At 71.4% G+C, this 24,819-nt stretch carries 25 protein-coding genes; 13 read left to right on the top strand and 12 right to left on the bottom strand.

Annotated elements, in window-relative coordinates:
- Window positions 1–49: 49 nt before the first annotated feature.
- The gene (moaA, locus tag OG289_RS12865; protein ID WP_327314136.1) at window positions 50–1,039 is read left to right on the top strand and encodes a GTP 3',8-cyclase MoaA; all 990 of its coding nucleotides are present in this window, start codon (window positions 50–52) and stop codon (window positions 1,037–1,039) included.
- Window positions 1,040–1,133: 94 nt separating this feature from the next.
- Here moaA and OG289_RS12860 read toward each other — a convergent pair whose 3' ends face one another.
- The 3 genes from OG289_RS12860 to OG289_RS12850 all read right to left on the bottom strand — a co-directional run bounded on the left by OG289_RS12860 (window position 1,134) and on the right by OG289_RS12850 (window position 2,174).
- The gene (locus OG289_RS12860; RefSeq protein ID WP_327314135.1) at window positions 1,134–1,349 is read right to left on the bottom strand and encodes a hypothetical protein; all 216 of its coding nucleotides are present in this window, start codon (window positions 1,347–1,349) and stop codon (window positions 1,134–1,136) included.
- A 201-nt stretch (window positions 1,350–1,550) separates the two neighbouring features.
- Entirely contained in the window at window positions 1,551–1,997 is a 447-nt protein-coding gene (locus OG289_RS12855; protein ID WP_327314134.1) for a DUF3099 domain-containing protein, read from the bottom strand.
- A 30-nt stretch (window positions 1,998–2,027) separates the two neighbouring features.
- Window positions 2,028–2,174 (bottom strand): hypothetical protein, encoded by a 147-nt coding sequence (locus OG289_RS12850; RefSeq protein WP_327314133.1) that lies wholly within the window; start codon window positions 2,172–2,174, stop codon window positions 2,028–2,030.
- 24 nt (window positions 2,175–2,198) lie between these two features.
- Here OG289_RS12850 and OG289_RS12845 point away from each other — a divergent pair, with 24 nt between their 5' ends.
- Window positions 2,199–2,477: a GlsB/YeaQ/YmgE family stress response membrane protein gene (locus OG289_RS12845; protein WP_327314132.1), complete on the top strand. Its 279-nt coding sequence runs from the start codon at window positions 2,199–2,201 to the stop codon at window positions 2,475–2,477.
- 72 nt (window positions 2,478–2,549) lie between these two features.
- Here OG289_RS12845 and tyrS read toward each other — a convergent pair whose 3' ends face one another.
- The 3 genes from tyrS to OG289_RS12830 all read right to left on the bottom strand — a co-directional run bounded on the left by tyrS (window position 2,550) and on the right by OG289_RS12830 (window position 6,799).
- Window positions 2,550–3,815, bottom strand: a complete 1,266-nt coding sequence (gene tyrS, locus OG289_RS12840) for a tyrosine--tRNA ligase (RefSeq protein WP_327314131.1) — start codon at window positions 3,813–3,815, stop codon at window positions 2,550–2,552.
- 69 nt (window positions 3,816–3,884) lie between these two features.
- Window positions 3,885–5,279, bottom strand: coding sequence for a metallopeptidase TldD-related protein (locus OG289_RS12835; protein ID WP_327314130.1), 1,395 nt, complete (start codon window positions 5,277–5,279; stop codon window positions 3,885–3,887).
- Window positions 5,276–6,799 (bottom strand): TldD/PmbA family protein, encoded by a 1,524-nt coding sequence (locus OG289_RS12830; RefSeq protein WP_327314129.1) that lies wholly within the window; start codon window positions 6,797–6,799, stop codon window positions 5,276–5,278. The genes OG289_RS12835 and OG289_RS12830 overlap by 4 nt, the downstream gene beginning before the upstream one ends.
- Before the next feature lie 244 nt (window positions 6,800–7,043).
- Here OG289_RS12830 and fabG point away from each other — a divergent pair, with 244 nt between their 5' ends.
- From fabG to OG289_RS12815, 3 genes are all read left to right on the top strand, one after another.
- A complete protein-coding gene (fabG, locus tag OG289_RS12825) occupies window positions 7,044–7,748 on the top strand; it encodes a 3-oxoacyl-[acyl-carrier-protein] reductase (protein WP_327314128.1) in 705 nt (234 codons plus the stop codon).
- A gap of 5 nt (window positions 7,749–7,753) precedes the next feature.
- Window positions 7,754–8,521, top strand: a complete 768-nt coding sequence (gene fabI / locus OG289_RS12820) for an enoyl-ACP reductase FabI (RefSeq protein WP_327314127.1) — start codon at window positions 7,754–7,756, stop codon at window positions 8,519–8,521.
- Window positions 8,522–8,696: 175 nt separating this feature from the next.
- On the top strand, window positions 8,697–9,029 hold the full coding sequence (locus tag OG289_RS12815; protein ID WP_327314126.1) for a hypothetical protein: 333 nt from the start codon (window positions 8,697–8,699) through the stop codon (window positions 9,027–9,029).
- On the opposite strand, the gene OG289_RS12810 is transcribed toward OG289_RS12815, so the two are convergent.
- The gene (locus OG289_RS12810; protein ID WP_327314125.1) at window positions 9,010–9,699 is read right to left on the bottom strand and encodes a FadR/GntR family transcriptional regulator; all 690 of its coding nucleotides are present in this window, start codon (window positions 9,697–9,699) and stop codon (window positions 9,010–9,012) included. The genes OG289_RS12815 and OG289_RS12810 overlap by 20 nt on opposite strands.
- 105 nt (window positions 9,700–9,804) lie before the next feature.
- Between OG289_RS12810 and OG289_RS12805 the strand changes: the two genes are divergently transcribed.
- From OG289_RS12805 to OG289_RS12790, 4 genes are all read left to right on the top strand, one after another.
- A complete protein-coding gene (locus OG289_RS12805; RefSeq protein WP_327320660.1) occupies window positions 9,805–11,157 on the top strand; it encodes a CynX/NimT family MFS transporter in 1,353 nt (450 codons plus the stop codon).
- 43 nt (window positions 11,158–11,200) lie between these two features.
- Window positions 11,201–11,317 (top strand): SGM_5486 family transporter-associated protein, encoded by a 117-nt coding sequence (locus tag OG289_RS12800; RefSeq protein ID WP_327314124.1) that lies wholly within the window; start codon window positions 11,201–11,203, stop codon window positions 11,315–11,317.
- A gap of 235 nt (window positions 11,318–11,552) precedes the next feature.
- Window positions 11,553–11,759 carry a hypothetical protein gene (locus OG289_RS12795; protein ID WP_327314123.1) on the top strand — a complete coding sequence of 69 codons (207 nt, stop codon included), beginning with the start codon at window positions 11,553–11,555 and terminating at the stop codon, window positions 11,757–11,759.
- Window positions 11,760–11,871: 112 nt separating this feature from the next.
- A complete protein-coding gene (locus tag OG289_RS12790; protein ID WP_327314122.1) occupies window positions 11,872–12,390 on the top strand; it encodes a SixA phosphatase family protein in 519 nt (172 codons plus the stop codon).
- Window positions 12,391–12,469: 79 nt separating this feature from the next.
- On the opposite strand, the gene serB is transcribed toward OG289_RS12790, so the two are convergent.
- A complete protein-coding gene (gene serB, locus OG289_RS12785) occupies window positions 12,470–13,684 on the bottom strand; it encodes a phosphoserine phosphatase SerB (RefSeq protein WP_327314121.1) in 1,215 nt (404 codons plus the stop codon).
- Between the two features lie 114 nt (window positions 13,685–13,798).
- Window positions 13,799–16,291: a streptophobe family protein gene (locus tag OG289_RS12780; protein WP_327314120.1), complete on the bottom strand. Its 2,493-nt coding sequence runs from the start codon at window positions 16,289–16,291 to the stop codon at window positions 13,799–13,801.
- 245 nt (window positions 16,292–16,536) lie between these two features.
- Here OG289_RS12780 and OG289_RS12775 point away from each other — a divergent pair, with 245 nt between their 5' ends.
- The gene (locus OG289_RS12775; protein ID WP_327314119.1) at window positions 16,537–19,062 is read left to right on the top strand and encodes an ABC transporter ATP-binding protein/permease; all 2,526 of its coding nucleotides are present in this window, start codon (window positions 16,537–16,539) and stop codon (window positions 19,060–19,062) included.
- Between the two features lie 71 nt (window positions 19,063–19,133).
- On the opposite strand, the gene OG289_RS12770 is transcribed toward OG289_RS12775, so the two are convergent.
- The 3 genes from OG289_RS12770 to OG289_RS12760 form a co-directional block, all read right to left on the bottom strand.
- Window positions 19,134–19,898, bottom strand: coding sequence for a transglycosylase SLT domain-containing protein (locus tag OG289_RS12770; RefSeq protein WP_327314118.1), 765 nt, complete (start codon window positions 19,896–19,898; stop codon window positions 19,134–19,136).
- 307 nt (window positions 19,899–20,205) lie between these two features.
- Window positions 20,206–21,288: an S-adenosylmethionine:tRNA ribosyltransferase-isomerase gene (locus OG289_RS12765; protein ID WP_327314117.1), complete on the bottom strand. Its 1,083-nt coding sequence runs from the start codon at window positions 21,286–21,288 to the stop codon at window positions 20,206–20,208.
- Window positions 21,285–21,983 carry an SDR family NAD(P)-dependent oxidoreductase gene (locus OG289_RS12760; RefSeq protein ID WP_327314116.1) on the bottom strand — a complete coding sequence of 233 codons (699 nt, stop codon included), beginning with the start codon at window positions 21,981–21,983 and terminating at the stop codon, window positions 21,285–21,287. Before OG289_RS12760 ends, OG289_RS12765 begins: the two co-directional genes overlap by 4 nt.
- 241 nt (window positions 21,984–22,224) lie before the next feature.
- Here OG289_RS12760 and OG289_RS12755 point away from each other — a divergent pair, with 241 nt between their 5' ends.
- The 3 genes from OG289_RS12755 to OG289_RS12745 all read left to right on the top strand — a co-directional run bounded on the left by OG289_RS12755 (window position 22,225) and on the right by OG289_RS12745 (window position 24,404).
- Window positions 22,225–23,370: a GAF domain-containing sensor histidine kinase gene (locus OG289_RS12755; protein WP_327314115.1), complete on the top strand. Its 1,146-nt coding sequence runs from the start codon at window positions 22,225–22,227 to the stop codon at window positions 23,368–23,370.
- Entirely contained in the window at window positions 23,363–24,004 is a 642-nt protein-coding gene (locus tag OG289_RS12750) for a response regulator transcription factor (protein WP_327314114.1), read from the top strand. Before OG289_RS12755 ends, OG289_RS12750 begins: the two co-directional genes overlap by 8 nt.
- 154 nt (window positions 24,005–24,158) lie before the next feature.
- Entirely contained in the window at window positions 24,159–24,404 is a 246-nt protein-coding gene (locus tag OG289_RS12745; protein WP_327314113.1) for a chaplin, read from the top strand.
- Window positions 24,405–24,819 lie beyond the last annotated feature (415 nt).

The following is a 24,819-nucleotide window of genomic DNA, read 5'->3' as shown; positions in this document are numbered from 1 at the left end:
CGCATGTGACGGGAAAGCAATGCGATCCACCACGAGGGAGGGGGCCCACGTGCTCATCGACACCTACGGCCGCGTGGCCACCGACCTGAGGGTCTCGCTGACCGACCGGTGCAACCTGCGCTGTACGTACTGCATGCCCGAAGAGGGCCTGCAGTGGCTGGCCAAGCCCGACCTCCTCACGGACGACGAGATCGTCCGCCTGATCGACATAGCGGTCTCCACGCTCGGCATCGAGGAAGTCCGCTTCACCGGCGGCGAGCCTCTGCTGCGCCCAGGTCTGGTCGGCATCGTCGAGCGCGTCGCGGCCCTGACCCCCCGCCCCCAGATGTCCCTGACGACGAACGGCATCGGCCTGCGCCGCACCGCCACGGCACTGAAGGCGGCGGGCCTGGACCGGGTCAACGTCTCCCTCGACACCTTGCGTCAGGACGTCTTCAAGTCCCTCACCCGCCGGGACCGCCACAAGGACGTCCTCGAAGGCCTCGAAGCCGCCCGTGAGGCAGGCCTGACCCCGGTGAAGGTCAACTCGGTCCTGATGCCGGGCCTGAACGCGGACGAAGCCCCGGACCTGCTGGCCTGGGCCGTCGAGAACGACTACGAGCTCCGCTTCATCGAGCAGATGCCCCTGGACGCGCAACACGGCTGGAAGCGCGAGGGCATGGTCACGGCAGGCGACATCCTGGCCTCCCTGCGCACCCGCTTCGACCTCACCCCCGAGGCCCGGGACGAACGGGGCTCGGCCCCGGCCGAACGCTGGCTGGTGGACGGCGGCCCGCACCGCGTCGGCGTCATCGCCTCCGTCACCCGCCCGTTCTGCGCCGCCTGCGACCGCACCCGCCTCACCGCCGACGGCCAGGTCCGCACCTGCCTCTTCGCGCGCGAGGAGACCGACCTGCGAGCGGCCCTGCGCTCCGGCGCCCCCGACGAGGAGATTGCCCGCATCTGGCGCCTGGCGATGTGGGGCAAGAAGGCGGGCGCAGGCTTGGACGACCCGAGCTTCGTGCAGCCCGACCGCCCGATGTCTGCAATCGGGGGCTAGAGAAACGCCCCGAAAGGGGCGTGGGGCTCTGTCGACAGAGGCTCCGCCGCGTGGGCACCGGCAACCACATCCGGCCCGCAGTCGAACCACGGCCTCAGACGCCCCGCTCCTCCCACTCCTTCAAGGCAACGACATCCTTCAGGAACCCCCGAACCCCCAGGAACTGCGACAAGTGCTCCCTGTGCTCCTCGCACGCGAGCCACGTCTTGCGCCGCTCCGGCGTATGGATCTTCGGGTTGTTCCACGCCAACACCCACACCGCGTCGACACGGCAGCCCTTGGCGGAACAGATCGGCGTCTCGTCACTCACAGCTTCGTCTCGCAAAGAACCCGCACACAAAGGCGACGCCGAGCAGCCACGGGGGGAGCTGCCCGGCGTCGGTCCGTCGCTCCGACGGGGGATGCGGAGCGCGTACGAAGTATGTCACGGCCGACCGCTCCCACGGCACCGGAACAACATGATTGATCTGAGCTTTTCCTGAGCTTCGCGCACAGTGCGTTCACGGCCGACTCACGGCCGCCGCTCAGCGGGATCGGGCGCCGGCTCCTCCCGGAGGGATTCCGCGACGCCTTCCCCTTGCGGCTCTTCCGGAACGAATTCCGCGGGGTCGCCCCCGGCTCGCGGCCCAGCGACCTCCCCCGCTGCCGGAAGCGTGGGAGGTGCCCCCAGTCGCACCGGCACGGTCAGAAAGGTGGAGGGCAGCGAAGGCACGTTCTCCCGCCCGGCGTTGGCGATCACCACCGCGACATAAGGGAGAACCACCCCCAGGACCAGCGCCACGATCGCCACATGCCGTTCCACGTTCCACAACGTCGCCGCGAGGATCACCGACACCGTACGGACCGACATCGAGATGACGTACCGCCGCTGCCGGCCCCGCACATCGTCCTGGAGACCCTGCCGCGCACCGGTGATCCGGAACACCTGGACGTTCCCGGCGCCACCCTGCTTCCGCATCACATTCCACCGTCCGCCCGCATCGGCCCCTCACCGGCTCTCCACGTTACGCCGCGTCTGCGCCGCCTTCGAGACCGGGTCGGCTCCGCCCGGGGAGACGTTCTGGGCCGTTCCGCGTACGGCCGTACCCGACGTGCGCCGTACGGCGAGCGGATCGACACTGAGGGCAATGCTCACGTAGAGCCGTACGAGGAGGCAGCCATGGGCTGGTTGTGGGCGATCATCGTGGGATTCGTGCTGGGCCTGATCGCGAAGGCGATCATCCCGGGCAAGCAGCACAGCCCGCTCTGGCTGACCACCATCTTCGGCATGCTGGGCGCGATCGCGGGCAATGCGATCGCCCGCGGCTTCGGCGTCGAGGCCACCTCGGGCATCGACTGGTGGCGCCACGTCTTCCAGCTCGTCGCCGCGATCATCATCGTCGCCGTCGGCGACTCGCTCTACATGGCGACGCTGGGCAAGAGAAAGCAGCGGGCCTGAGCGGCCGGCATACGACGAAGGGGCTGCTTGCCCAGGGAAGCAGCCCCTTCGTCCGTCCTACCGGGCGGCCGCTCAGCCGGTGACCTCGACGGCGGCCAGGTTCTTCTTCCCCCGCCGCAGCACCAGCCACCGCCCGTGCAGGAGGTCCTCCTTCACGGGGACCGCGTCCTCGGCCGTGACCTTGACGTTGTTCACGTAGGCCCCGCCCTCCTTCACCGTCCGCCGTGCGGCGGACTTGCTGGCCACCAGACCGACCTCGGCGAACAGGTCCACGACGAGGCCGGGCTCGACGACCTGGGTGTGCGGCACCTCGGAGAGGGCCGCGGCCAGCGTCCGCTCGTCGAGGTCGCTCAGCTCGCCCTGGCCGAAGAGGGCCTTGGACGCGGCGATCACCGCGGCCGTCTGGTCGGCGCCGTGCACCAGCGTCGTCAGCTCCTCGGCCAGCGCACGCTGCGCTGCGCGGGCCTGCGGACGCTCCTCGGTCTGCTTCTCCAGCTCCTCGAGCTCCTCGCGGGACTGGAAGGACAGGATCCGCATGTACGTCGAGATGTCCCGGTCGTCCACGTTCAGCCAGAACTGGTAGAACGCGTACGGAGTCGTCATCTCCGGGTCGAGCCAGACGGCGCCGCCCTCGGTCTTGCCGAACTTGGTGCCGTCCGCCTTGACCATCAGCGGCGTCGCCAGACAGTGCGCCTCGGCCTCGGGCTCCAGCTTGTGGATCAGGTCCAGGCCCGCCGTGAGGTTGCCCCACTGGTCGCTGCCACCCTGCTGGAGCGTGCAGCCGTAACGCCGGTACAGCTCCAGGAAGTCCATGCCCTGGAGCAGCTGGTAGCTGAACTCCGTGTAGCTGATGCCCTCCTGGGACTCCAGCCGCCGGGCGACCGAGTCCTTGGTCAGCATCTTGTTGACGCGGAAGTGCTTGCCGATGTCACGCAGGAACTCGATGGCCGACAGACCGGCCGTCCAGTCCAGGTTGTTCACCATCACCGCGGCGTTCTCGCCCTCGAAGGACAGGAACGGCTCGATCTGCGCGCGCAGCCGGGTCACCCAGTTCGCGACCGTCTCCGGGTCGTTCAGCGTGCGCTCCGCCGTGGGGCGCGGGTCACCGATCTGGCCGGTCGCCCCGCCCACCAGGGCCAGCGGACGCAGGCCCGCCTGCTGGAGCCGGCGCATGGTGAGGACCTGCACGAGGTGGCCGACATGCAGGCTGGCCGCGGTGGGGTCGAAACCGCAATAGAACGTGACGGGACCGTCCGCGAGCGCCTTGCGCAAAGCGTCCTCGTCAGTGGACAGGGCCCACAGGCCACGCCACTTCAGCTCGTCGACGATGTCCGTCACGGTTCTCGTATCTCCTTGATGATCTTCTTGATGTTCTTCGGCCGGTCGAGCGACCCACCGGCTACGAGGTTATACGCCCTGACTGACAGAGCTCATATTGAAGTCCGGCACCCTCAGCGCGGGCATCGCAGCCCTAGTGAACCAGTCGCTCCACTCCCGGGGCAGCGTCTTTTCCGTGCGCCCCGCCTCCGTGGCCCGCCCCAGCAGGCCGACCGGCGACTCGTTGAACCGGAAGTTGTTCACCTCGCCGACGACCTCGCCGTCCTCGACGAGGTAGACGCCGTCCCGGGTCAGCCCGGTGAGCAGCAGGGTCGCCGGGTCGACCTCGCGGATGTACCAAAGGCAGGTCAGCAGCAGCCCGCGCGCGGTGCCGGCGACCATCTCCTCCAGGGAGCGGTCCGCGCCGCCGTCCAGGATCAGGTTGTCCGCCCCCGGGGCCACCGCCAGGCCGGTCAGGGCCGCGCTGTGCCGGGTGGTCGTCAGGTGCTTCAGCTCGCCCCCGCCGATCCACTCGGTGGGCCGTACGGGCAGCCCGTTGTCGAAGACCGACTGGTCGCCGCCGGAGGAGTGCGCGATGACGAACGGCGCCGACTCCAGGCCCGGCTCGTTCGGGTCGCTGCGCAGCGTCAGCGGCAGCTCGGTCAGCCGCTCGCCGAGGCGGGTGCCGCCGCCGGGCTGGGAGAACACCGTCCGGCCCTCGGTCGCGTCCCGGCCCGACGCCGACCACAGCTGGTAGATCATCAGGTCGGCCACCGCGGTCGGCGGCAGCAGCGTCTCGTACCGCCCGGCGGGCAGCTCGATCCGCCGCTCGGCCCAGCCCAGCCGTACGGCCAGCTCGGCGTCGAGCGCCGCCGGGTCGACGTCCTTGAAGTCCCGGGTCGAGCGCCCCGCCCATGCCGAGCGCGTACGGTCGGGGGACTTGGCGTTGAGCTCCAGCGTCCCGTTCGGCTGGTCGTGCCGCAGCCGCAGCCCGGTCGACGTGCCCAGGTACGTCGAGACCAGCTCGTGGTTGGCGAACCCGTACAGCTCGCGGCCGCCCGCACGCGCGCGGGCGAACGCCTCACCCAACGCGGGCGCGAAGTCGGCGAACACCACGGACGAGGTCTCGGCGGGCGCCTCCGTGAACTCGGGGGACTGCGCCACCCCCGTGACCAGCGGCTGAGCGTCCTCGGCGGGGCCCGCACCGCGTGCGGCGGCCTCGGCGGCCCGGACGAGCGGTTCCAGCTCGTCCGCGGTGACGGCGGCCCGCGAGACGACACCGGAGGCGGTGCCCTCCTTGCCGTCGACCGTGGCGATCACGGTGAGCGTGCGCCCGCGCGTGACGCCGTTGGTCGTGAGCGCGTTGCCCGCCCAGCGCAGGTTCGCCGTCGACTGCTCGTCGGCGATGACGACACAGCCGTCGGCCCGCGACAGCTCGAGGGCGCGCTCGACGACCTCGTGCGGCTTGTTGCTACGGGCGCTCATCGACCGGCCTCCTGCGTGGTGTTGAGGATGTTGACTCCCTTGAAGAGAGCGGACGGGCAGCCGTGCGACACCGCCGCGACCTGGCCCGGCTGGGCCTTGCCGCAGTTGAAGGCGCCGCCGAGGACGTACGTCTGCGGGCCGCCCACCGCCGCCATCGAGCCCCAGAAGTCGGTCGTCGTCGCCTGATAGGCGACGTCCCGCAGCTGCCCGGTGATCCGCCCGTTCTCGATCCTGAAGAAACGCTGGCCCGTAAATTGGAAGTTGTAGCGCTGCATGTCGATGGACCACGACCGGTCGCCGACGACGTAGATGCCCCGGTCGACGCTGCCGATGAGACCCTCCGTCGACATCCCGGCCGGATCCGGCCGCAGCGACACGTTGGCCATGCGCTGCACCGGCACATGGCCGGGGGAGTCGGCGAACGCGCAGCCGTTGGAGCGCTCGAACCCGGTCAGTTTCGCGATCCGCCGGTCCAGTTGGTAGCCGACCAGCGTGCCGTCCTTCACCAGGTCCCAGGACTGGCCCTCGACACCCTCGTCGTCGTAGCCGACCGTCGCCAGGCCGTGTTCGGCGGTGCGGTCACCCGTGACGTTCATCAGGTCCGAGCCGTACCGGAGCTTCCCGAGCTGGTCGAAGGTGGCGAAGGAGGTGCCGGCGTAGGCGGCCTCGTAGCCGAGCGCGCGGTCCAGCTCGGTGGCGTGCCCGATGGACTCGTGGATGGTCAGCCACAGGTTGGACGGGTCGACGACCAGGTCGTACAGTCCCGGGTCCACGCTGGGCGCGCGCATCTTCTCGGCGAGCAGCTCCGGGATCCGGGCGAGCTCGTCGTCCCAGTCCCAGCCGGTCCCGGTGAGGTACTCCCAGCCGCGCCCGACGGGCGGCGCGATCGTGCGCATCGAGTCGAACTCGCCACTGGACTCGTCGACCGACACCGCGGTCAGCGCCGGGTGCAGCCGCACCCGCTGCTGGGTGGTCACCGTCCCTGCCGTGTCGGCGTAGAACTTGTTCTCGTGGACGGTCAGCAGCGAGGCGTCGACGTGGTTGATCCCGTTCGCCGCCAGCAGCCGCGCGCTCCAGTCCGCGAGCAGCGCCGCCTTCTCCTCGTCCGGCACGGTGAACGGGTCGATCTCGTACGACGACACCCACGTCTTCTCGGCGTGCACCGGCTCGTCTGCCAGCTCGACTCGTTCGTCCGACCCGGCGGCCTTGATCACCTGCGCGGAGAGCTTGGCCATCGCCACGGCCTGCGAGGCGACCCGGGCCGCCGCGTCCATCGTCAGATCCACGCCTGACGCGAACCCCCAGGTCCCGCCGTGCACCACCCGCACCGCGTACCCGAGGTCGGTCGTGTCGGACGACCCGGAGGGCTTGGCGTCCCGCAGCCGCCAGGACGCGCTGCGCACCCGCTCGAACCGGAAGTCCGCGTGCTGCGCGCCCAGCGCACGCGCGCGTGCGAGAGCGGCGTCGGCGAGGGCGCGCAGGGGTAGGGCGGTGAAGCTTTCATCGATGGTATGGGGCACCTACGTGTCTCCCTGGTGTCGTCACGTGTGAAGGCCTCGATCATGTCGCGCCCGGCCGCCCCCGGACCACACCTTTCCGCCCCGCGTCCGCAAACTTTCTGTAGGGACCCCACAGACTGTCCGGTGAGCCACTGTCGGTGCCCGAATGTCCGCAGCCGGACGCGGACCGATAGGTTTCGAGAGAAGCCGCCTGCCATCCCGTGTTCGGGCAGGTGTGTCAGACCCCTATCGAAAGGGTGATCCGTTGAGCCGCTCGGTTCTCGTCACCGGAGGAAACCGGGGCATCGGCCTCGCCATCGCCCGCGCGTTCGCCGACGCCGGCGACAAGGTCGCCATCACGTACCGCTCGGGTGAGCCGCCGGCCGGCTTCCTGGCGGTCAAGTGCGACATCACCGACTCCGAGCAGGTGGAGCAGGCCTACAAGGAGATCGAGGCCGAGCACGGCCCCGTCGAGGTCCTGATCGCCAACGCCGGCGTCACCAAGGACCAGCTCTTGATGCGCATGTCCGAGGAGGACTTCACCTCGGTCATCGACACCAACCTCACCGGCACCTTCCGGGTGGTCAAGCGTGCCAACCGCGGCATGCTGCGCGCCAAGAAGGGCCGGGTCGTCCTGATCTCGTCGGTCGTGGGGCTCTACGGCTCGCCCGGGCAGGCGAACTACGCCGCCTCCAAGGCCGCCCTTGTCGGCTTCGCGCGTTCCCTCGCCCGTGAGCTGGGATCCCGCAACATCACCTTCAACGTCGTCGCGCCCGGCTTCGTCGACACCGACATGACCAAGGTGCTCACCGACGAGCAGCGCGCGGGCATCGTCTCGCAGGTCCCGCTCGGCCGGTACGCACAGCCCGAGGAGATCGCCGCGGCGGTGCGGTTCCTCGCGTCGGACGACGCCTCGTACATCACTGGAGCCGTCATCCCCGTTGACGGCGGACTGGGAATGGGTCACTGATCACCATGAGCGGAATTCTCGAGGGCAAGCGCGTCCTGATCACCGGTGTGCTGATGGAGTCCTCCATCGCCTTCCACACCGCCAAGCTGGCCCAGGAGCAGGGCGCCGAGATCATCCTGACCGCGTTCCCGCGGCCCACGCTGACCGAGCGCATCGCCAGGAAGCTGCCGAAGCCCACCAAGGTCATCGAGCTCGACGTGACGAACGAAGAGCACCTCGCCCGCCTGGCCGACGTCGTCGGCGAGGAGCTCGGCGGCCTCGACGGCGTCGTGCACTCCATCGGCTTCGCCCCGCAGGACGCCCTGGGCGGCAACTTCCTCAACACGCCCTTCGAGTCGGTCGCCACGGCCATGCACGTCTCGGCGTTCTCCCTGAAGTCGCTCACCATGGCCTGCCTGCCGCTGATGCAGAACGGCGGCTCGGTCGTCGGCCTCACCTTCGACGCCTCGTTCGCCTGGCCGCAGTACGACTGGATGGGCCCTGCCAAGGCGGCCCTGGAGGCCACCAGCCGCTACATGGCGCGTGACCTGGGCAAGCAGAACATCCGCTGCAACCTCGTCTCCGCGGGCCCGATCGGCTCCATGGCCGCGAAGTCCATCCCGGGCTTCGACGAGCTGGCCGCCGTCTGGGACAACCGCGCCCCGCTGGAGTGGGACCTCAAGGACCCCGAGCCGGCCGGCCGCGGTGTCGTCGCCCTGCTGAGCGACTGGTTCCCGAAGACCACCGGCGAGATCATCCACGTGGACGGCGGTCTGCACGCCGTCGGAGCGTGACGCTGCCGCCGAGGCACTGAGTGAGGGGTGAGGGCCCGCGTCCCGTCGGACGCGGGCCCTCACCCCTCACTCGTTCGGCCTATCTGGCCGGGCGGTGGACGGCTCCCACCAGGCACGCTGAAGTGCGCGTTCACCCACGCGCTTCCCTCCCCAGCTCTGCCGAGGAGGTTCCCTTGTGCGCCTGTTCCGTTTCCTCGTCCCAGTGACCGTCGCCGCGATCGCGCTCTGCGCGCCTCACGAAGCGCTGTCCCACGCGCGCGTGGAGGCGAAGCCCGAACCGTTCGGAGCGGAGTGCCGCACCGGTATCGACGGGTCCCACGTCGTCGCCTACTGCCACAACCCCTACGCCGAAACCGACCGCGTCAGCCTGCACATCGAGTGCGACCGCTGGTGGGACCTCGACACCGACGGCGCCCTCACCGAGGCCGGTCCCGCGATGACCGTACGACTGACCGGCCGCTGCTGGAAGGAAGTCCGCTCGGCCTGGGTCAGCCACCAGAGGGGCTGACCCGCCCGGGCCGGCACACCAGCGGATAGCCCGCCGCCGCGACGGCCGCCGCCTCCGCGTCGCCCGCGCGGACCGCGTCCACCAGTCGCGTGTGGTCCATGTACGTCTCCGGCGTCAGCTCCTCGCCGACGTCCTCGCGCAGCCAGTCCCGCAGCACCTCGCCGAGGTCCGCGTACATCGCGGTCATGACGTCGTTGTGGGAGGCCGCCACCACCGCCAGGTGGAAGGTCGCGTCGGCCGTCACGAACGCCTCCGCGTCGCCGGACTCCCACGCCTCCTCGCGCCGCAGCAGCAGCGCGTCGAGCTGCTTGAGGTCCTTCTCCGTACGCCGCTCGGCCGCCAGCCTCGCCGCGCCCGACTCCAGGTTGGAGCGCAGCTCGGCGATGTGCCGGGGGTCGGCGTCGGCGAAGCGGCGGTGCATCACGCCCGCCAGCTCGCTGGTCGCCACGACGTAGGTGCCCGAGCCCTGCCGGATGTCCAGCAACCCGTTGTGGGCGAGCGCGCGGACGGCCTCGCGGACGGTGTTGCGCGCGACGCCCAGCTGCTCGACCAGCTCGGGCTCCGTGGGGATGCGCGAGCCGACCGGCCACTCACCCGAGGTGATCTGGGTGCGCAGCGCGGCGATGACCTGCTCGGAGAGCGCCGAGCGACGGGGATGGCTCAGGGGCATGGCACACCTTTGCACGGGTGGGGCCGGGGCGGGCAACCCGGGGATGGAAAACAATCATCCCATGATTCTATGATGGGCGGCGTGAACGAGCAGACACGGACGACCATGTCCCCGCCCCTCCGTACGCCGGGGGCGGGCGAGCCCCCGCGAACGGCCACGCGCGCGTGGACGACACGGCTGCTCGTGGTCGGCATCGTGCTGGCCGCCCTCAATCTCCGGCCCGCCATCACCAGCCTCGGCGCCCTCCTCGAAGAGGTCCGCGACGGACTCGGCATGAGCGGCGGCGTGGCCGGGCTCCTCACGTCCGTGCCCCCGCTCTGCTTCGCCGTCTTCGGTGTGACGGCCCCCCGTCTCGCCCGCCGCTTCGGGCCGGGCGCGGTGGTGTGCGCGGGCATGGCCGCCATCACGGCGGGACTGCTCGTGCGCCCCTATGCGGGCGGCACGGCCGGCTTCCTCGCCGCCAGCGCCCTCGCCCTCATGGGCATCGCCGTCAGCAACGTCCTGATGCCGGTCATCGTCAAGCGCCACTTCCCCGACCGCGTCGGCTCCATGACCGGCCTGTACTCGATGGCCCTCGCCCTCGGCACCTCAGCCGCCGCCGCGGTCACCGTGCCCATGACCGAGGCGCTGGGCGGCAGTTGGCGGACCGGGCTCGCGGTGTGGGCGGGCCTGGCGGCGGTGGCCTTCCTGCCGTGGCTGCTGCTCGTACGGGACCGGGGGACGGCGGCCGACGGCGCGGGGACGGCAGGGGAGCGGCGGGAGCTCGGGGGGCGGCGGGAGCTCGGGGAGCGGCGGGAGCTCGGGGGGCGGCGGGAGCGGGCGGCGCGGCCGGACCCGCAGGCCCACGCGCTCGTGCGCCGGCCGTCGGCCCCGCTGCGTATCACCCGCAGCCGTACGGCCTGGGCGCTCGCCGTCTTCTTCGGCCTCCAGGCCACCGCCGCCTACATCACCATGGGCTGGATGCCGCAGATCTTCCGGGACGCGGGCGTGCCCGCGAGCACGGCCGGACTGCTCCTCGCCGTGACGATGGCGATGGGCGTGCCCCTGGCCTTCGTCATCCCGCGCGTCGCCACCCGGCTGCCGCAGCAGGGCCCGATCGTGGTCGCGCTCGGAGTCTGCGGACTCGTCGGATACGCCGGCCTGTACCTCGCGCCCGCCGCGGGCGCCTGGGCGTGGGCCCTGCTGCTGGGCGTCGCCAACTGCGCCTTCCCGCTGGCCCTCACGATGGTCGGGATGCGCACCAGGACCGGCGCGGGCGTGGCCCAGCTGTCGGCCTTCGCGCAGAGCACCGGCTACCTGATCTCCATCCCCGGGCCGCTCCTGGTGGGGGTGCTCTACCAGCACAGCGGCGGCTGGGGGCTGCCCCTCGCCCTGATGGCGGCCCTGATGGTCCCGCAGACGGTCGTGGGCGTCCTGGCCGGCCGTGACCGCACCGTGGAGGCGGAAGCCGCCCGCTGACCCCGGAGGAGGCGTTGCGGGCGCGGGGTGCGAGACTTGCCGTATGCCCTTGCTCGACCCGAATCCGCAGAACGGCCAGAAGAAGATGCTGCTCGTCTTCGGCTCGTTCCTGGCCATCTTCGTGATCATCGCCGTCATCGCGACCATCGCCTCACCCTGACGGCCCGGCCCGGCGGGGTCCGCCTGGCTCCGGCGGAGTCCGCCCCTGCCGAGGTGGGGAGGGGGGAGGTGGGGTTAACCCCCCTGTCCCCTAGGGGGTGGAGGTCAGGGTCAAGTGGGTGGATCTCCGGATGGGTTGGGGGCCCCCGATTCCGTAACTTCGAGATGTGACCGCGACGCGGATCACCCGCCGCGGTCCACGGACCGCGGACCACTCGAAGACAGCGGAGGCACCCATGTCGGCCCCAGCGCACACCCGGCCCCAGTCGGCCACCTCGGGCGGCGTCGGCACCCGGCTGCCCTGGTGGGCCCTCGCCCTTCCGACACTCGCCTTCATCACCCTGTTCGTGCTGATACTGAACCCCGCCGACGCCCACGCGGCCACCGGCGACCCGGCGATCACCCATCTCGTCGAGCGCCTGCAGCAGCTGTTCGCACGCTAGGCCGGTGGCTGCCGCACCCCGCAAGGGCAGCTCCGGCCGCCTTCGGACCGCTGGTGGGGCCGCATGCCAACTCCCTGCGCCCCATGGCCTGTTTCATGCGAAGCTGGGACTCATGAGCGTCGCAGAACCCCGCAGGATCGTCCTCTTCCGCCATGCGAAAGCCGACTGGCCACAGGTGACCGACCACGAGCGTCCGCTCGCTGAGCGGGGCCGAAAGGACGCCGCTGTCGCCGGACACAGGCTGACCGACACCGGTATCCCCTTCGACCTGGCCCTGTGCTCCACCGCGGTCCGCACCCGGGAGACATGGAAGCTCGCCGTCCAGGAGTTCCCACAGCGGCCGAAAACCATCTACGAGGAGCGGATCTACGAGGCCTCACCGGGCGAGCTCATCGCCCTGCTCAACGAGACACCCGACGACGTGCGCAACCTCGTCCTGATCGGCCACAACCCGGGCGTCCAGGGCCTCGCCGACGTCCTGTCCGGCCAGGCCGACGGTGACGCGGGCGAGCGGATGCACCGCCGAGGATTCCCGGCCGCCGCCTTCGTCGTCGTCTCCTTCGACGGCTCCTGGAAATCCCTGGAACCGGGCGTGGCCACGCTGCTCGACTACTGGGCGCCCTCCGAGTAACCCACCCTCGCACGCACGAGGGCCCGGCACCGTCGGTGGTGCCGGGCCTCCTCGTTCCGTCGGTAGGCCCGCGCGGGGGCTACTGCTCGTCGTGCGTCTCCGCGGCCTCGACCTCTTCGCGGGTGATGCCCAGCAGATACAGGACGGTGTCCAGGAACGGCACGTTCACCGCCGTGTGCGCCGCCTCGCGCACCACCGGCTTGGCGTTGAAGGCGACCCCGAGACCGGCCGCGTTGAGCATGTCCAGGTCGTTGGCGCCGTCACCGATCGCCACGGTCTGCGAGAGCGGTACGCCCGCCTCGGCGGCGAACCGGCGCAGCAGTCGCGCCTTGCCCGCACGGTCCACGATCTCGCCGGTGACCCGGCCGGTCAGCCTGCCGTCGACGATCTCCAGCGTGTTGGCCTGGGCGAAGTCCAGCCCGAGCCGCTCCCGCAGATCGTCGGTGACCTGGGTGAAACCGCCGGAGACGACGCCCACCTGGTAGCCGAGCCGCTTCAGCGTCCGGATCAGCGTGCGCGCACCCGGTGTGAGCCGCACCTCGGCGCGCACCTTGTCCACGACCGAGGCGTCCAGCCCCTCCAGAAGCGCCACGCGCGCGTGCAGCGACTGCTCGAAGTCCAGCTCGCCGCGCATTGCCGCCGCCGTCACCTCGGCGACCTTGTCCTCGCAGCCGGCGTGCGCGGCGAAGAGCTCGATCACCTCGTCCTGGATGAGGGTGGAGTCGACGTCCATGACGACGAGCCGCTGGGCCCGCCGGTACAGGCCCGCGTCCACCACGGCGATGTCCACGCCGAGCGCCGCCGCGTTCGTGACCAGGGCGGTGCGCAGCGGCTCGGTCTCCACACCGGAGACGGCGAACTCGACGGCGGTGACAGGGTACTTGGCGAGCCGGAAGATGCGGTCGATGTTGCCGCCGGCCTTCGTGATCTTCGCGGCGACCGCCGCCGTGGCCTCCGCGGTGAGCGGATGCCCGAGCACGGTGACCAGCGACCGCCCGAGGCCGCGCGGCCGGTTGTCGCCGATGCCGGAGATGATCTCCGCCTGCATCTTCATCGACTCGGCCCAGCTGTGGACCGTCGACCGCAGGTCCCCCTCCAGACCGGCCGGCGGCTCGGTCACGAGCGCGCACAGCACCATCCGGCCTCGGGTGACGACCTGCTCGATGTCGACCACGTCGACGGAGTAGGCGGCGAGGGTGTCGAAGAGGCCGGCCGTGATGCCCGGCCTGTCCTTGCCGAAGATCTTGACAAGGAGCGTGGGGACGTCGGGGGACGAAGTCTGCAAAGCGCTCATGGTGTGTCCACCGTATCCGGCACCCAGTGCCGTTCGCCGCCCAGGTCCGCCTGACGGACAGGGAACAGTGGATGTCGACGAGATGGCGAGCACCTCAACAGGGGGCCGCGAGCGTCACCGCGACCCCCGCGGCGTCCTCGGTGGTGGCGGTGGTGGCGGTGGTGGCGGTGGTGGAGGCGGCCCCTCGTCCGGTCCGGACGACGGCCGCTCGCCGGGACGCGGGCCCGGACGCGGACCGGGAGGCCGTCGCGGCGAGCGGGGAGGCGGCCCGATCGGACGGACCACCGTCGGGGCGCCGTAGACATCGTCCCGTCCCGGTGGGACGTCGGGCGGACGCCCGCCCGACGCCGGGGGCTCGCCCAGCCGGGAGCTCTCGTACGGCCTCGACCGCTCGGACCTGCCACCCTCGCCCCTCGCCGGCTCCGGCCGCGCGTCCTGGACCTCCAGCAGCTCTTCCGGGAGGCGCAGGTAGGGATTGGTCGCCGGATTCGGCGGCCGGTACGACGTACTCGGCGCGTACGGCCCCGCACGGTCACCGGCGTACCCCGAAGGCCCACGGCCCGCGCCGCCGGAATCCTCCGTCGCCGCGCTTCCCACGTCACCCCGTGCCATCGGCGCCGCCCGCCGCCCCGCCGCCCCCGTGGCACACGCCAGCAGTGCCCCGGTGGCCCCCGCTCCCGCGCCCCACAGGGCACCCAGAAGCAGCGCCATGCCGAGATGCCCTTGCAGCTCGATCCCGGCCCCGAACGCATCGAACCCCAGCACGGACAGCGAGGCGTCCACGGACACATCCGTCAGCCAGACGACCAACAGCAACGCCAAGCCACTCGCCACCCCGAGCCGCACAGCACACCGCCCGACGAACCCGAGGACACCGCGCCCATGAACCCCCGCACCTCGCGAGCCCGCCCCACTCCCGGCAGCCCCTGCGGCCGATCCTCGCCGAGCCCCTTCGCCCGGCCCCTGCCCAGCCCCTTCGCCCGGCCGTTCCCCGGCCCGCGCGCCGTCCCTGGCCCAGTCCGCCCCGACCCCCTCCGGCCCGCCCACACCCCGCCCGGACCACGCATCCGCTCCGGCCCCAGCCCTCCCGGCCGGCCCCGATCCGGCCCAGGCTCCAGCTCCAGCCCCAGCCCCTGGCCCTGGCCCGGCCCCGGATTCCGAGCCCGCACCCGCTCCCGCCGCCCCACCCGCACCGGCACCCGGGGCCGGCCCCGATCCGGCCCAGGCCCCAGCCTCAGCCCCTGGCTCTGGCCCGGCCCCGGATTCCGAGCCCGCACCCGCTCCCGCCGCCCCACCCGCACCGGCACCCGGCCACGCCTGGGAAACCGCCCCCGAGCCTGGCCGAGCCCCCGAGCCGGCCCCTGCCCCCCAGTCCGGACCGGCCCCCGGCCCGGTCCCCGCCCCGGGCGCAGCTGCCGGACTCGCCCCCGCACCGAGCTCTGCCGACCCCGTCCCGCCCGCAGGCCCCGCCAGCCCCCGCACGGCAAGAGGCGTCCGAACCGCCGTCAGGACCCCCGCCAGCAGCATCATCAGGGCCGCCGCCACTCCCAGCAGCCACACGCGGCCGTCCAGCTCGGCCAGGCGGCCCAGTGTCACCGGCTGGTCGGTGCCGACGCTCAGGAGGTCGTCCAGCGGGGCCGGGAGGAGGTTCGTCAGTGCTCCTGTCGCACGTCCGTCCCACGGGACGAACAGGCCGATCGGGATGCCCAGCCAGACCCCGTTCGGGGCGCCGAGCAGTGCGGCTCCCGCGATCCGCTTGGGGTGGTTGTCGCCGATCGCCGCGTACGCCGCCGCGGCGAACCCGGCAGCCACCGCCATCAGCAGCACGGTGACGACGGCGGACACCGCCGGCCGCACCACGCGGTGCACCGCCTCCCAGCCGCTCGGCAGTGGAGTGCGGCGCGAGGCCAGCAGGGCGATCAGCAGGATGCCCAGACACCAGCCGAGACCGCCGAGCAGCGTGGACGCCGTGTCGACGGTGAAGCCGACCGCGGCCTTCGCGTCGACCAGGTCGCCGAGCCGGTCGGGCAGCAGCCCGCCGATGTCCCCGATGTCCCCGAGCCCGGGGATCTCCAAGCCCCCGCCTCCGCCCCCGCCTCCGCCGGGCAGGTCGTCCAGGCCCAGTGAGCCGCCGTCGAGCGTGATGACGTCGTGCCCCGCCCAGGCCAGTCCACCGAGCATCGCCACGAACAGCGCGGTCACCGCGCCGACGCGCGCGAGGAGTTCGGCCGGGGCGATCACAACTCCGGCCGCGCGCAGGGACCGCAGGAAGAACCACGACAGCAGCAGCGCGCCCACCAGGCTCACCCCCAATGGCGTGATCTCGATGGCGGTGTTCGCCTCCGCGCCCGTGAGTCCGAAGGCGGACACGTCACCGGACGGAGTCACCGAGCCCCCGGCCCCCAGCGCCACCACCGCGGCCGTCATCGGCCCCAACGAGCCCGCCGAGTCCGCCTCCAGCAGGTGCAGCCCGAGCGCCGCCGTCCCCGCCATCCCGATCAACGCCCAGCTCACCGCGGCGACGGCGGACAGCAGGACGTCCGTCCACGGCACGCCCCCGCCACGCGCCACGCTCCCACTGCCTTCGACACCCGTGCCGGCACTCATGCAGACCCCCCGATCCGCGGCGCGCAGCGGCGAAGATCGCCGCTTCCGTCCCCCTCGCGTGCTTTTACCACTCTCCGGGCAGGTTTCAACCCCGTCAACGGGAACGGCCGATACGCTCGCGCACGCTCTTCACAAGGCCCGACTTTCGGTCAGGGGGCCGCTACTGAAATAGTTCCCCCCGATGTTCGACATCCCTAGAATCCCTGCGATGGGGGTAACTCGGGGGACAACTCAGTGGGGCTGGAGTGCCGGAACTCGTACTGGAATTGAACGGACGCACCTGGACGCTCGATCCGTCCAGGACATACACCCTCGGACGTGATCCGCAGGGAGATATCGTCCTCGACGACGCCAGGGTCTCCTGGCGTCACGCCACGGTCAGCTTCAACGGCCGCAGTTGGGTCGTGGAGGACCATGGCAGCACCAACGGCACGTTCGCGCAGGGCCAGCGGATCCATCAGCTGGAGATCGGCCCTGGCTCGACGCTGCACCTGGGCAACGCGACCGACGGGCCGCGGGTGAATCTGACGGGGGCGCAGGCACCCGCCGCGCAGCCGCAGCAGCAGCCTTACGCCGCGCAGGCCGCGAATCCGGGCTGGGCCCAGCAGGCCCCGCAACCGCAGGCCGCACAGGCCGGCTGGCAGCAGCCGCAGCAGGCCGCACCGCAGGTCCCGCAGCAGCAGGGACCGGCCGAGGGCTACGCCCAGAAGGTTCCCGGTGGTGGCGCGGGGGCGCCGCCGGTCTATGGCGACCGCAGCCCCACCACGTTCCACCAGTTCTCCCTCGGCCGCGTGATGCGCATCGGCCGTGCCCTGGAGAACGAGCTGGTCGTCTCCGACCTCCAGGTCTCCCGTCACCACGCCGAGTTCCACTCGACGCCCGACGGCCGCATGGAGATCCGCGACCTCGGTTCGCACAACGGCACCTACGTCAACGGCCAGCCGATCCCCAAGGGCGGCTCGGTCCAGCTGGGCCCGAGCGACGTCGTCGGCGTGGGCCACTCGACGTTCCGGATCGTCGGCGACCGGCTCGAGGAGTTCGTCGACACCGGTGAGGTCTCCTTCTCGGCCCGCCATCTGACCGTCACGGTCGACGGCGGCAAGCAGATCCTCAAGGACGTCTCCTTCGGCGTCCCGGAGAAGTCGCTGATCGCGGTCATCGGACCGTCCGGTTCCGGCAAGTCCACCCTGCTCAAGGCGCTCACCGGCTACCGGCCCGCCAACCAGGGCGACGTCCTCTACGACAACCGGAACCTCTACAAGCAGTTCGCCGAGCTGCGCCAGCGCATCGGTCTGGTTCCGCAGGACGACATCCTGCACAAGGAACTGACCGTCAAGAAGGCCCTGAAGTACGCGGCCAAGCTCCGCTTCCCCGCCGACACCACGCCCGCCGAGCGCGACACCCGTATCGACGAGGTGCTGCGCGAGCTCAAGCTGGACATCCACAAGGAGAAGAAGGTCACCTCCCTCTCCGGCGGCCAGCGCAAGCGTGTCTCGGTGGCCCTGGAGCTGCTCACCAAGCCGTCGCTGATCTTCCTGGACGAGCCCACCTCGGGCCTCGACCCGGGCATGGACCGCGACGTCATGCAGCTGCTGCGCGGCCTGGCCGACGACGGCCGCACGGTCCTCGTCGTCACCCACTCCGTGGCCGAACTCGCGATCTGCGACAAGCTGCTCGTGATGGCGCCCGGCGGCTCCGTCGCCTACTTCGGCCCGCCCGAGGAGGCGCTGAACTTCTTCGGCTACGACACCTGGGCCGATGTCTTCTCCGCCTTCGAGAACTACCGCGACTACGACTGGGCGGGCCGCTGGAAGGGCTCGCAGCACTACCAGATGTACGCCGCGGACATCGACGCCATCGCGCCGCAGTCCGTACAGATGCCGCCGATGCAGGCGATGAAGCCGCCGAAGCCGCAGGGCTGGATGTCCCAGTTCGTCACGCTGGTGCGCCGCTATGTCTCGGTGATCGCCTCCGACAAGGGCTTCCTGGCCCTGACGGTGATCCTGCCGGCCGTCCTCGGCGCGGTCAGCCTGCTCATCGACTCCGGAAACAGCCTGCTGCCCAACCCGGTCAACCCGAAGTCCGGCCGGATCATCCCCAACGGCACGGCCACCACCGTCCTGCTGATCCTCGCGGTCGGCGCCTGCTTCGCGGGCGCGGCGAACTCCGTCCGCGAGCTGATCAAGGAACGGGTCATCTACGAGCGGGAGCGCGCGACCGGCCTGTCCCGCTCCGCGTACCTGATGTCCAAGGTGTTCGTGCTCGGCGTGGTCACCGTGCTGCAGGGCCTGCTGGTCGGCGTGATCGGCTTCGCGAGCCGGGAGATCCCCAAGGAGGGCCTGGTCCTCGGCAGCGCCACCATGTTCGAGCTATCCATCCCGATCATGGCGCTGGGCTTCACCTCGATGATGTTCGGCCTGGTCATCTCGTCGCTGGTCAAGACGGCCGAGAAGACCATGCCGCTCCTGGTCATGTTCGCGATCATCCAGGTCGTGTTCACCGGCTGTCTGTTCAGCCTGAACGGCGCGGTCGGCGTCAACCAGTTCTCCTACCTGATGCCCTCGCGCTGGGCCGTCGCGGCCGCCGGAGCCACGCTGGACTTCAACAAGATCAGCCCGCCCAAGGACGGAGGCGAGACGGACCCGCTGTGGGAACACACCGTCGGCGCCTGGGGCATGGACATGGCCGCGCTGATCGTCCTCGGCGTCATCTGCGGCTTCTTCGTGGCCCGCTTCCTGCGCCGCCACGAGCCCGAGGTCATGCGCAAGTAGTCGCTCACGCAGTACGCCGATGGGCGGCACCCCGTACCTGGGGTGCCGCCCATCGGCGTACCGGAGGTCGCTCAGTACGCGCTGTTGACGTTGTCGATCGAGCCGTACTTGTCGGCCGCGTAGTTCGCGGCGGCGGTGATGTTGGCGACCGGGTCGTAGATGTTCCAGGACGTGCCGGGGACGTGGTACGCGGCGAACGTCGGCGGGATCACCTGCAGCAGACCCTTGGACGGGATGCCGTTGATGGCGTTGATGTCCCAGTCGTTGATCGCGTTCGGGTTGCCCGAGGACTCCCGCATGATGTTCTTGTGCAGGCCGTGGTAGCTGCCCGGGATGCCCTTGGACTTCATGATGTCCAGGGAGTGCTTGATCCAGCCGTCGAGGCTGTTGGCGTACCGCTTGACGGTGGCCTTCTTGATCACGGGGCGCTTGGCCGACCGGCTCGCGGCCTCCTTCGCCTTGCGCGCGGCCGCGGCCTTCTTGGCGGCGGCCGCGGCGGCCGCCTTCTTCTTCGCGGCGGCGGCCTTCGCGGCCGCTTCGGCAGCGGCCTTCTTCTTGGCGACGGCGTCCGCGGCGGCCTTCTTCTCGGCGACGGCGTCCGCGGCGGCCTTCTTCTTCGCCCCGATGGCGTCGACCTTCACGCTCGCCCCGGCCAGCTGGTCGGTCACACTGGCCTTGACGTCCTGCGCCGGCTTGGAGCTGTAGGCGACCCGGGCCGAGGAGACGGCGTCCGTAGTGGTCGTCTGCGCGTCGGCCGGCACCACGGAGAAGGCGAGGGCGGCGGCGCCGAGGGTGGCCGCACCGGCGATCGCGATCTTGTGAGTGTTCTTGGGCATGCGGAAGGACCTCTTCGAATAGCGCGGAGGTCGCTCTCTTCGTCCGACGGCGGACAGCGGGTGCTTTCGGCACGAGCGCCGCGGGGGAGACCCACGGCGCTGAGCGACAGGAGCCATTCTTAGCGGCCGCAAAAAGGCCAGGCAAAGGTGTGACGTACGATCCTCGATAGTGGATCGGGGAAGGGCAAAACGGGACAGATGGAACCATCTGTCCCGCTCATGAGGGCCCCCTTTGTCTCCTATTGGCCTTCGTAGGTGATCTGCGCCCTATGTGCGGGCTCACACGGGCCCCGACCCTTTCTCACCGCTAGTTGCCAAAGCAATGCTCTGTGTCAGTGCAATTCTCGGGGAGGACGAGGTGCACGTCCCCGAACTCGTGCCACAGGTAGAGCCCGCGCAGCGCCTCGTCGTAGCCCTGGTCGATCGCGGCCCGTCCCGCCACCGCCTCCAGCATCAGCAGGTGCGAGGCCTCCGGCTCGTGCAGCCCGGTCAGCAGCCCGTCCACCACCCGCACCCCGCGCGCGGGAGTGACGACGAGATCCGTCCACCCCGCACGCGCGCGTACGACCCCGTCCGCCCCGGCCGCCGACTCCACGGCCCGCACGGCCGTCGTACCGACGGCGATCACCCGCCCGTCCCCGGCCTTCGCCGCGTTGATCAGCCGAGCCGAGGCATCCGGCACCGCGAACCGCTCCGGACACGGCGGCTCGTGCGCCTCCGCCGAGGCGACCCCCGTGTGCAGCGTGACCGGCGCGAACTGCACCCCCCGGCTCACCAGCTCGGCCACCAGCCCCGGGGTGAAGGGCCGTGCCGCACTCGGCATCTCCGCGCTGCCCGCCCCGTCGGCCGACGGCAGCGCGAACACCGTCTGGTAGACGGACAGCGGCTGATCCCGCTCCGTATAGGAGTATCGGATCGGGCGTCCGTGCTCCCGCAGCAGCCCGGGCACCGCCCCGCAGGGGGACACCCGCGCCCACCACAACCGCCCGCTCCCGGGGCTCAGCGGCTCCTCCAGCGCCAGCCGCACACCCCAGGGCAGCCGCACCTCCACTCCCGCCGGGCCGCCCGCACGCGCGCGTGTGGTGCCTCTCCCGTCCGGATCCCGCAGCTCGACGGCCCACCGGCCGTCGTCCCCGCGCGTGGAGAAGTGCACCACCACACGCGCGTGCCCGATCCGCCCGTCGACGGCCGCCGCCAGCGTGGGCGAGGTGTTCACCACGAGCAGGTCCCCGGCCCGCAGCAGGCACGGCAGCTCCCGGAACGCGTGATGCGCCACCTCCGTCCCCCGCGACACCAGCAGCCGTACGTCACTGCGCTCCCGACCCGGCCCGCGCTGTTCGGCCGGCACCCGCGCCGACAGCTCCTCCGGCACCTGCACGGCCAGCGTCATCGCCGTCCCTCCAGCAGGGCCGGAGCCGCGTACCGCCCGCTCGCCGGCCGCTCGTCCAGCAGCCGCAGAAAGGCCGGCGCCACCCCTGCCGGTTCCGGCCGCGGATCGTCGTCGTCCGGTACGGCCGCCGCGTACAGGTCCGTGGCCATGTCCCCGGGGTCCACCGCCCACACCCGCAGTCCGGGCTCCTCCGCGGAGAGCACCGCCGCGAGCTGGTCCAGGGCCGCCTTGGACGCCCCGTAGCCGCCCCACGTCTCGTACGCCTCGGCGGCCGCGTCCGAGCTGACGGTGATCACCGCGCCCGCCCGCGCCCCGCGCAGCAGCGGCAGCGCCTCCTGGACCAGCCCCAGCGCCGCCACGACGTTCACCTCCAGCGCCCGCCGCAGCCCGTCCAGCGGCAGCTTCTCCAGCCGCACCAGCGGCTCGGCGCCCAGCGCGCTCGCGTTGTTCACCAGCAGGTCGCAGCCACCCAGCCGCCGGGCGGCCGCCACCAGCTCGGACCGGTGCCCCGGATCCGTGACATCCCCCGCGCGGGCCTCGACCCGGGTCCCGTACAACGCCACGGCCGCCGCCGCCTCCTTCAGCACCTCCGCCGTTCTGGCGTCGAGCACCAGATCCCAGCCCCGCGCGGCCAGCGCCTCCGCCAACGCCCGCCCCAGCCCCTTCGAGGCACCCGTGATGATCGCTACCGGCATGACAACCGTCCCCTCGTCCGACCCGCCTCCGTTCGGCGATGACCCCAACCTAGGAACCGGCCCCCGCCCCCCGCCTCGGACGCGGGACGCAAGCGAAAGGGCCCTTCGTCGTACGCCCGCAATCCCGGTCCCCGCGCCCTGGGCCGCCGTACCGGGGACCTCGGACCTAGGTCTCCCGCCCCAGCCCGCGGCCGTCACAGGTCCGATCCGCGCTGTCACACCCCGCCGGTACCGTGAGGGCATGAGTCAAGGCCCCCGGTCCGGCCTCGCCGCGGTGAGTACCGCGCTGCTGGCCATGAGCAGGCACCTGGAGGTGCGCGACGTCCTCAAGACGATCGTCGCCTCCGCCCGCGAACTGCTCGACGCGCGGTACGCCGCCCTCGGCGTCCCCGACGACCACGGTGGGTTCGCCCAGTTCGTCGTCGACGGCGTCAGCGACAAGCAGTGGAAGGCCATCGGCCCGCTCCCGCGTCAGCACGGCATCCTCGCCGCGATGCTCCAGGAGGCCAAGGTCGAGCGCCTCGCCGACGTCCGCAAGGACCCCCGCTTCGAGGGCTGGCCGTCGACGCACCCCGACATGTCCGACTTCCTGGGCCTGCCCGTCCGCGACGGCGACGAGGTCATCGGCGCGCTGTTCCTGGCCAACAAGAACTGTCCCAAGCCCGACGGAAGCTGTGGCTTCACGGAAGAGGACGAGGAACTGCTCTCGATCCTCGCCCAGCACGCCGCGATAGCCCTCACCAACGCCCGCCTGTACGAGCGCAGCCGCGAGCTGACCATCGCCGAGGAACGCTCCCGGCTGGCCCATGAGTTGCACGACGCGGTCAGCCAGAAGCTGTTCTCCCTGCGTCTGACGGCCCAGGCCGCCGCCGCCCTCGTCGACCGCGACCCCTCGCGCGCGAAGGGCGAGTTGCAGCAGGTCGCCGCGCTCGCCGCCGAAGCGGCCGACGAACTGCGGGCCGCGGTAGTGGAGTTGAGGCCCGCAGCCCTCGACGAGGACGGTCTCGTCGCGACCCTCCGCACCCAGATCCAGGTCCTCGACCGCGCCCACACCGCGCGTGTGACCTTCACCAGCCACGGCGTCCGCGCCCTGCCCGCCGCCCAGGAGGAGGCCCTGCTGCGGGTCGCCCAGGAAGCCCTGCACAACGCGCTGCGCCACTCCGGGGCGGAGCGGGTCGAGGTCACCCTCCACAAGCGCGGCCAGGACACGGTCCTGCGCGTCACGGACGACGGCGCCGGCTTCGACCCGACGACGGTCCGCCGGGCCGGTCGCCATCTGGGCCTGGTGTCGATGCGGGACCGGGCGAGCGGGGTCGGCGGCACGCTCACGGTGGAATCGGCGCCCGGCAAGGGCACCACGATCGAGATGGAGGCTCCCGGTGGCTGACGCAATCAAGGTGCTGCTCGTCGACGACCACCAGGTCGTCCGCCGGGGCCTGCGCACCTTCCTCGAAGTGCAGGACGACATCGAGGTCGTCGGCGAGGCCGCGGACGGCGCCGAAGGGGTCGCCCTCGCCGAGGAGTTGAAACCGGACGTCGTCCTGATGGACGTCAAGATGCCCGGCATGGACGGCGTCGAGGCCCTCCGCAAACTCCGCGAACTCGACAACCCCGCGCGCGTGCTGATCGTCACCAGCTTCACCGAACAGCGCACGGTCGTCCCGGCCCTGCGCGCGGGCGCCGCCGGGTATGTCTACAAGGACGTGGACCCCGACGCATTGGCCGGCGCCATCCGCTCGGTCCACGCCGGCCACATCCTGCTCCAGCCGGAGGTCGCCGGCGCGCTCCTCTCCCAGGACGAGGCCAACTCGGGGCAGCGGAGGGGCGGTTCGCTCACCGAACGGGAGCGAGAGGTGCTCGGCCTGATAGCGGACGGCCGCTCCAACCGGGAGATCGCCCGCGCCCTGGTCCTCTCCGAGAAGACGGTCAAGACACATGTCTCGAACATCCTGATGAAGCTCGACCTCGCGGACCGCACCCAGGCCGCGCTGTGGGCCGTACGCCATGGCGTGACCGGCTGAGACAGGCGGGCCGACAACATGGAAGGTTGACTTCCGATCCGAGATTCATACCGTCGTGGGAATGTCCCTCGGATGGCGCATCCTTTGTCGATCTCCGCCGTTCTCCAGTGCGTGCCGCGGCGACTGCCGCGGCGATCACCAGGAGGGGTCAGAAGTGAAGAACCTGAAGAAGGCGGCGGCTGTGACGATGGTGGCCGGTGGGCTGATGGCCGCGGGTGCCGGCATGGCCGCCGCCACCGACGGCGCCACGGCCCTCGGCGAGGCCAAGGGGTCGCCGGGCGTCGTCTCGGGCAACCTCGTCCAGGCCCCGGTTCACGTTCCGGTCAACGTGGTCGGCAACAGCGTGAACGTCGTCGGCGCGCTGAACCCGGCCTTCGGCAACCTGGGTCTCAACCACTGAGGTCCCGCCCGGACCCGCAGTGACCTCCGGCCTCCCCCGGCCCCCACCGGGGGAGGCCGGTCTTGTCGCTCCAGTGACCCGAACGAGCTGCGTCGTGGTCACTCCCCGCACTGTTGCGGACGACCTTCGCGTGGGGCAGGGCACGACCCGCGGCCGGGGCGCAGACGCAGACGCAGCAGGAGCGCTTCCCATGAACATCGCCAAGAAGGCTGTCGTCGCCCCCACCGTCGCCGGTATACCCGGGCGCCTCGGCCGGTGCCGCCGTCGCCGGCGCGGGTGCCGAAGACGCGGCCGTGAAGTCGCCGGGCGTCGGCTCGGGCAACAGCTCTCGTGCAACAGCTACCGACGTCGCCACCGCAGCCACGGAGGGGCCCGCACGTCAACGACGACGCGTGGGCCTTTCTGCAGGACGGGA

Source organism: Streptomyces sp. NBC_01235, from assembly GCF_035989285.1.
GTDB lineage: Bacteria > Actinomycetota > Actinomycetes > Streptomycetales > Streptomycetaceae > Streptomyces.
Note: the sequence above shows the minus strand (reverse complement) of the source record. Positions and strands in the feature narration are given on the sequence as shown.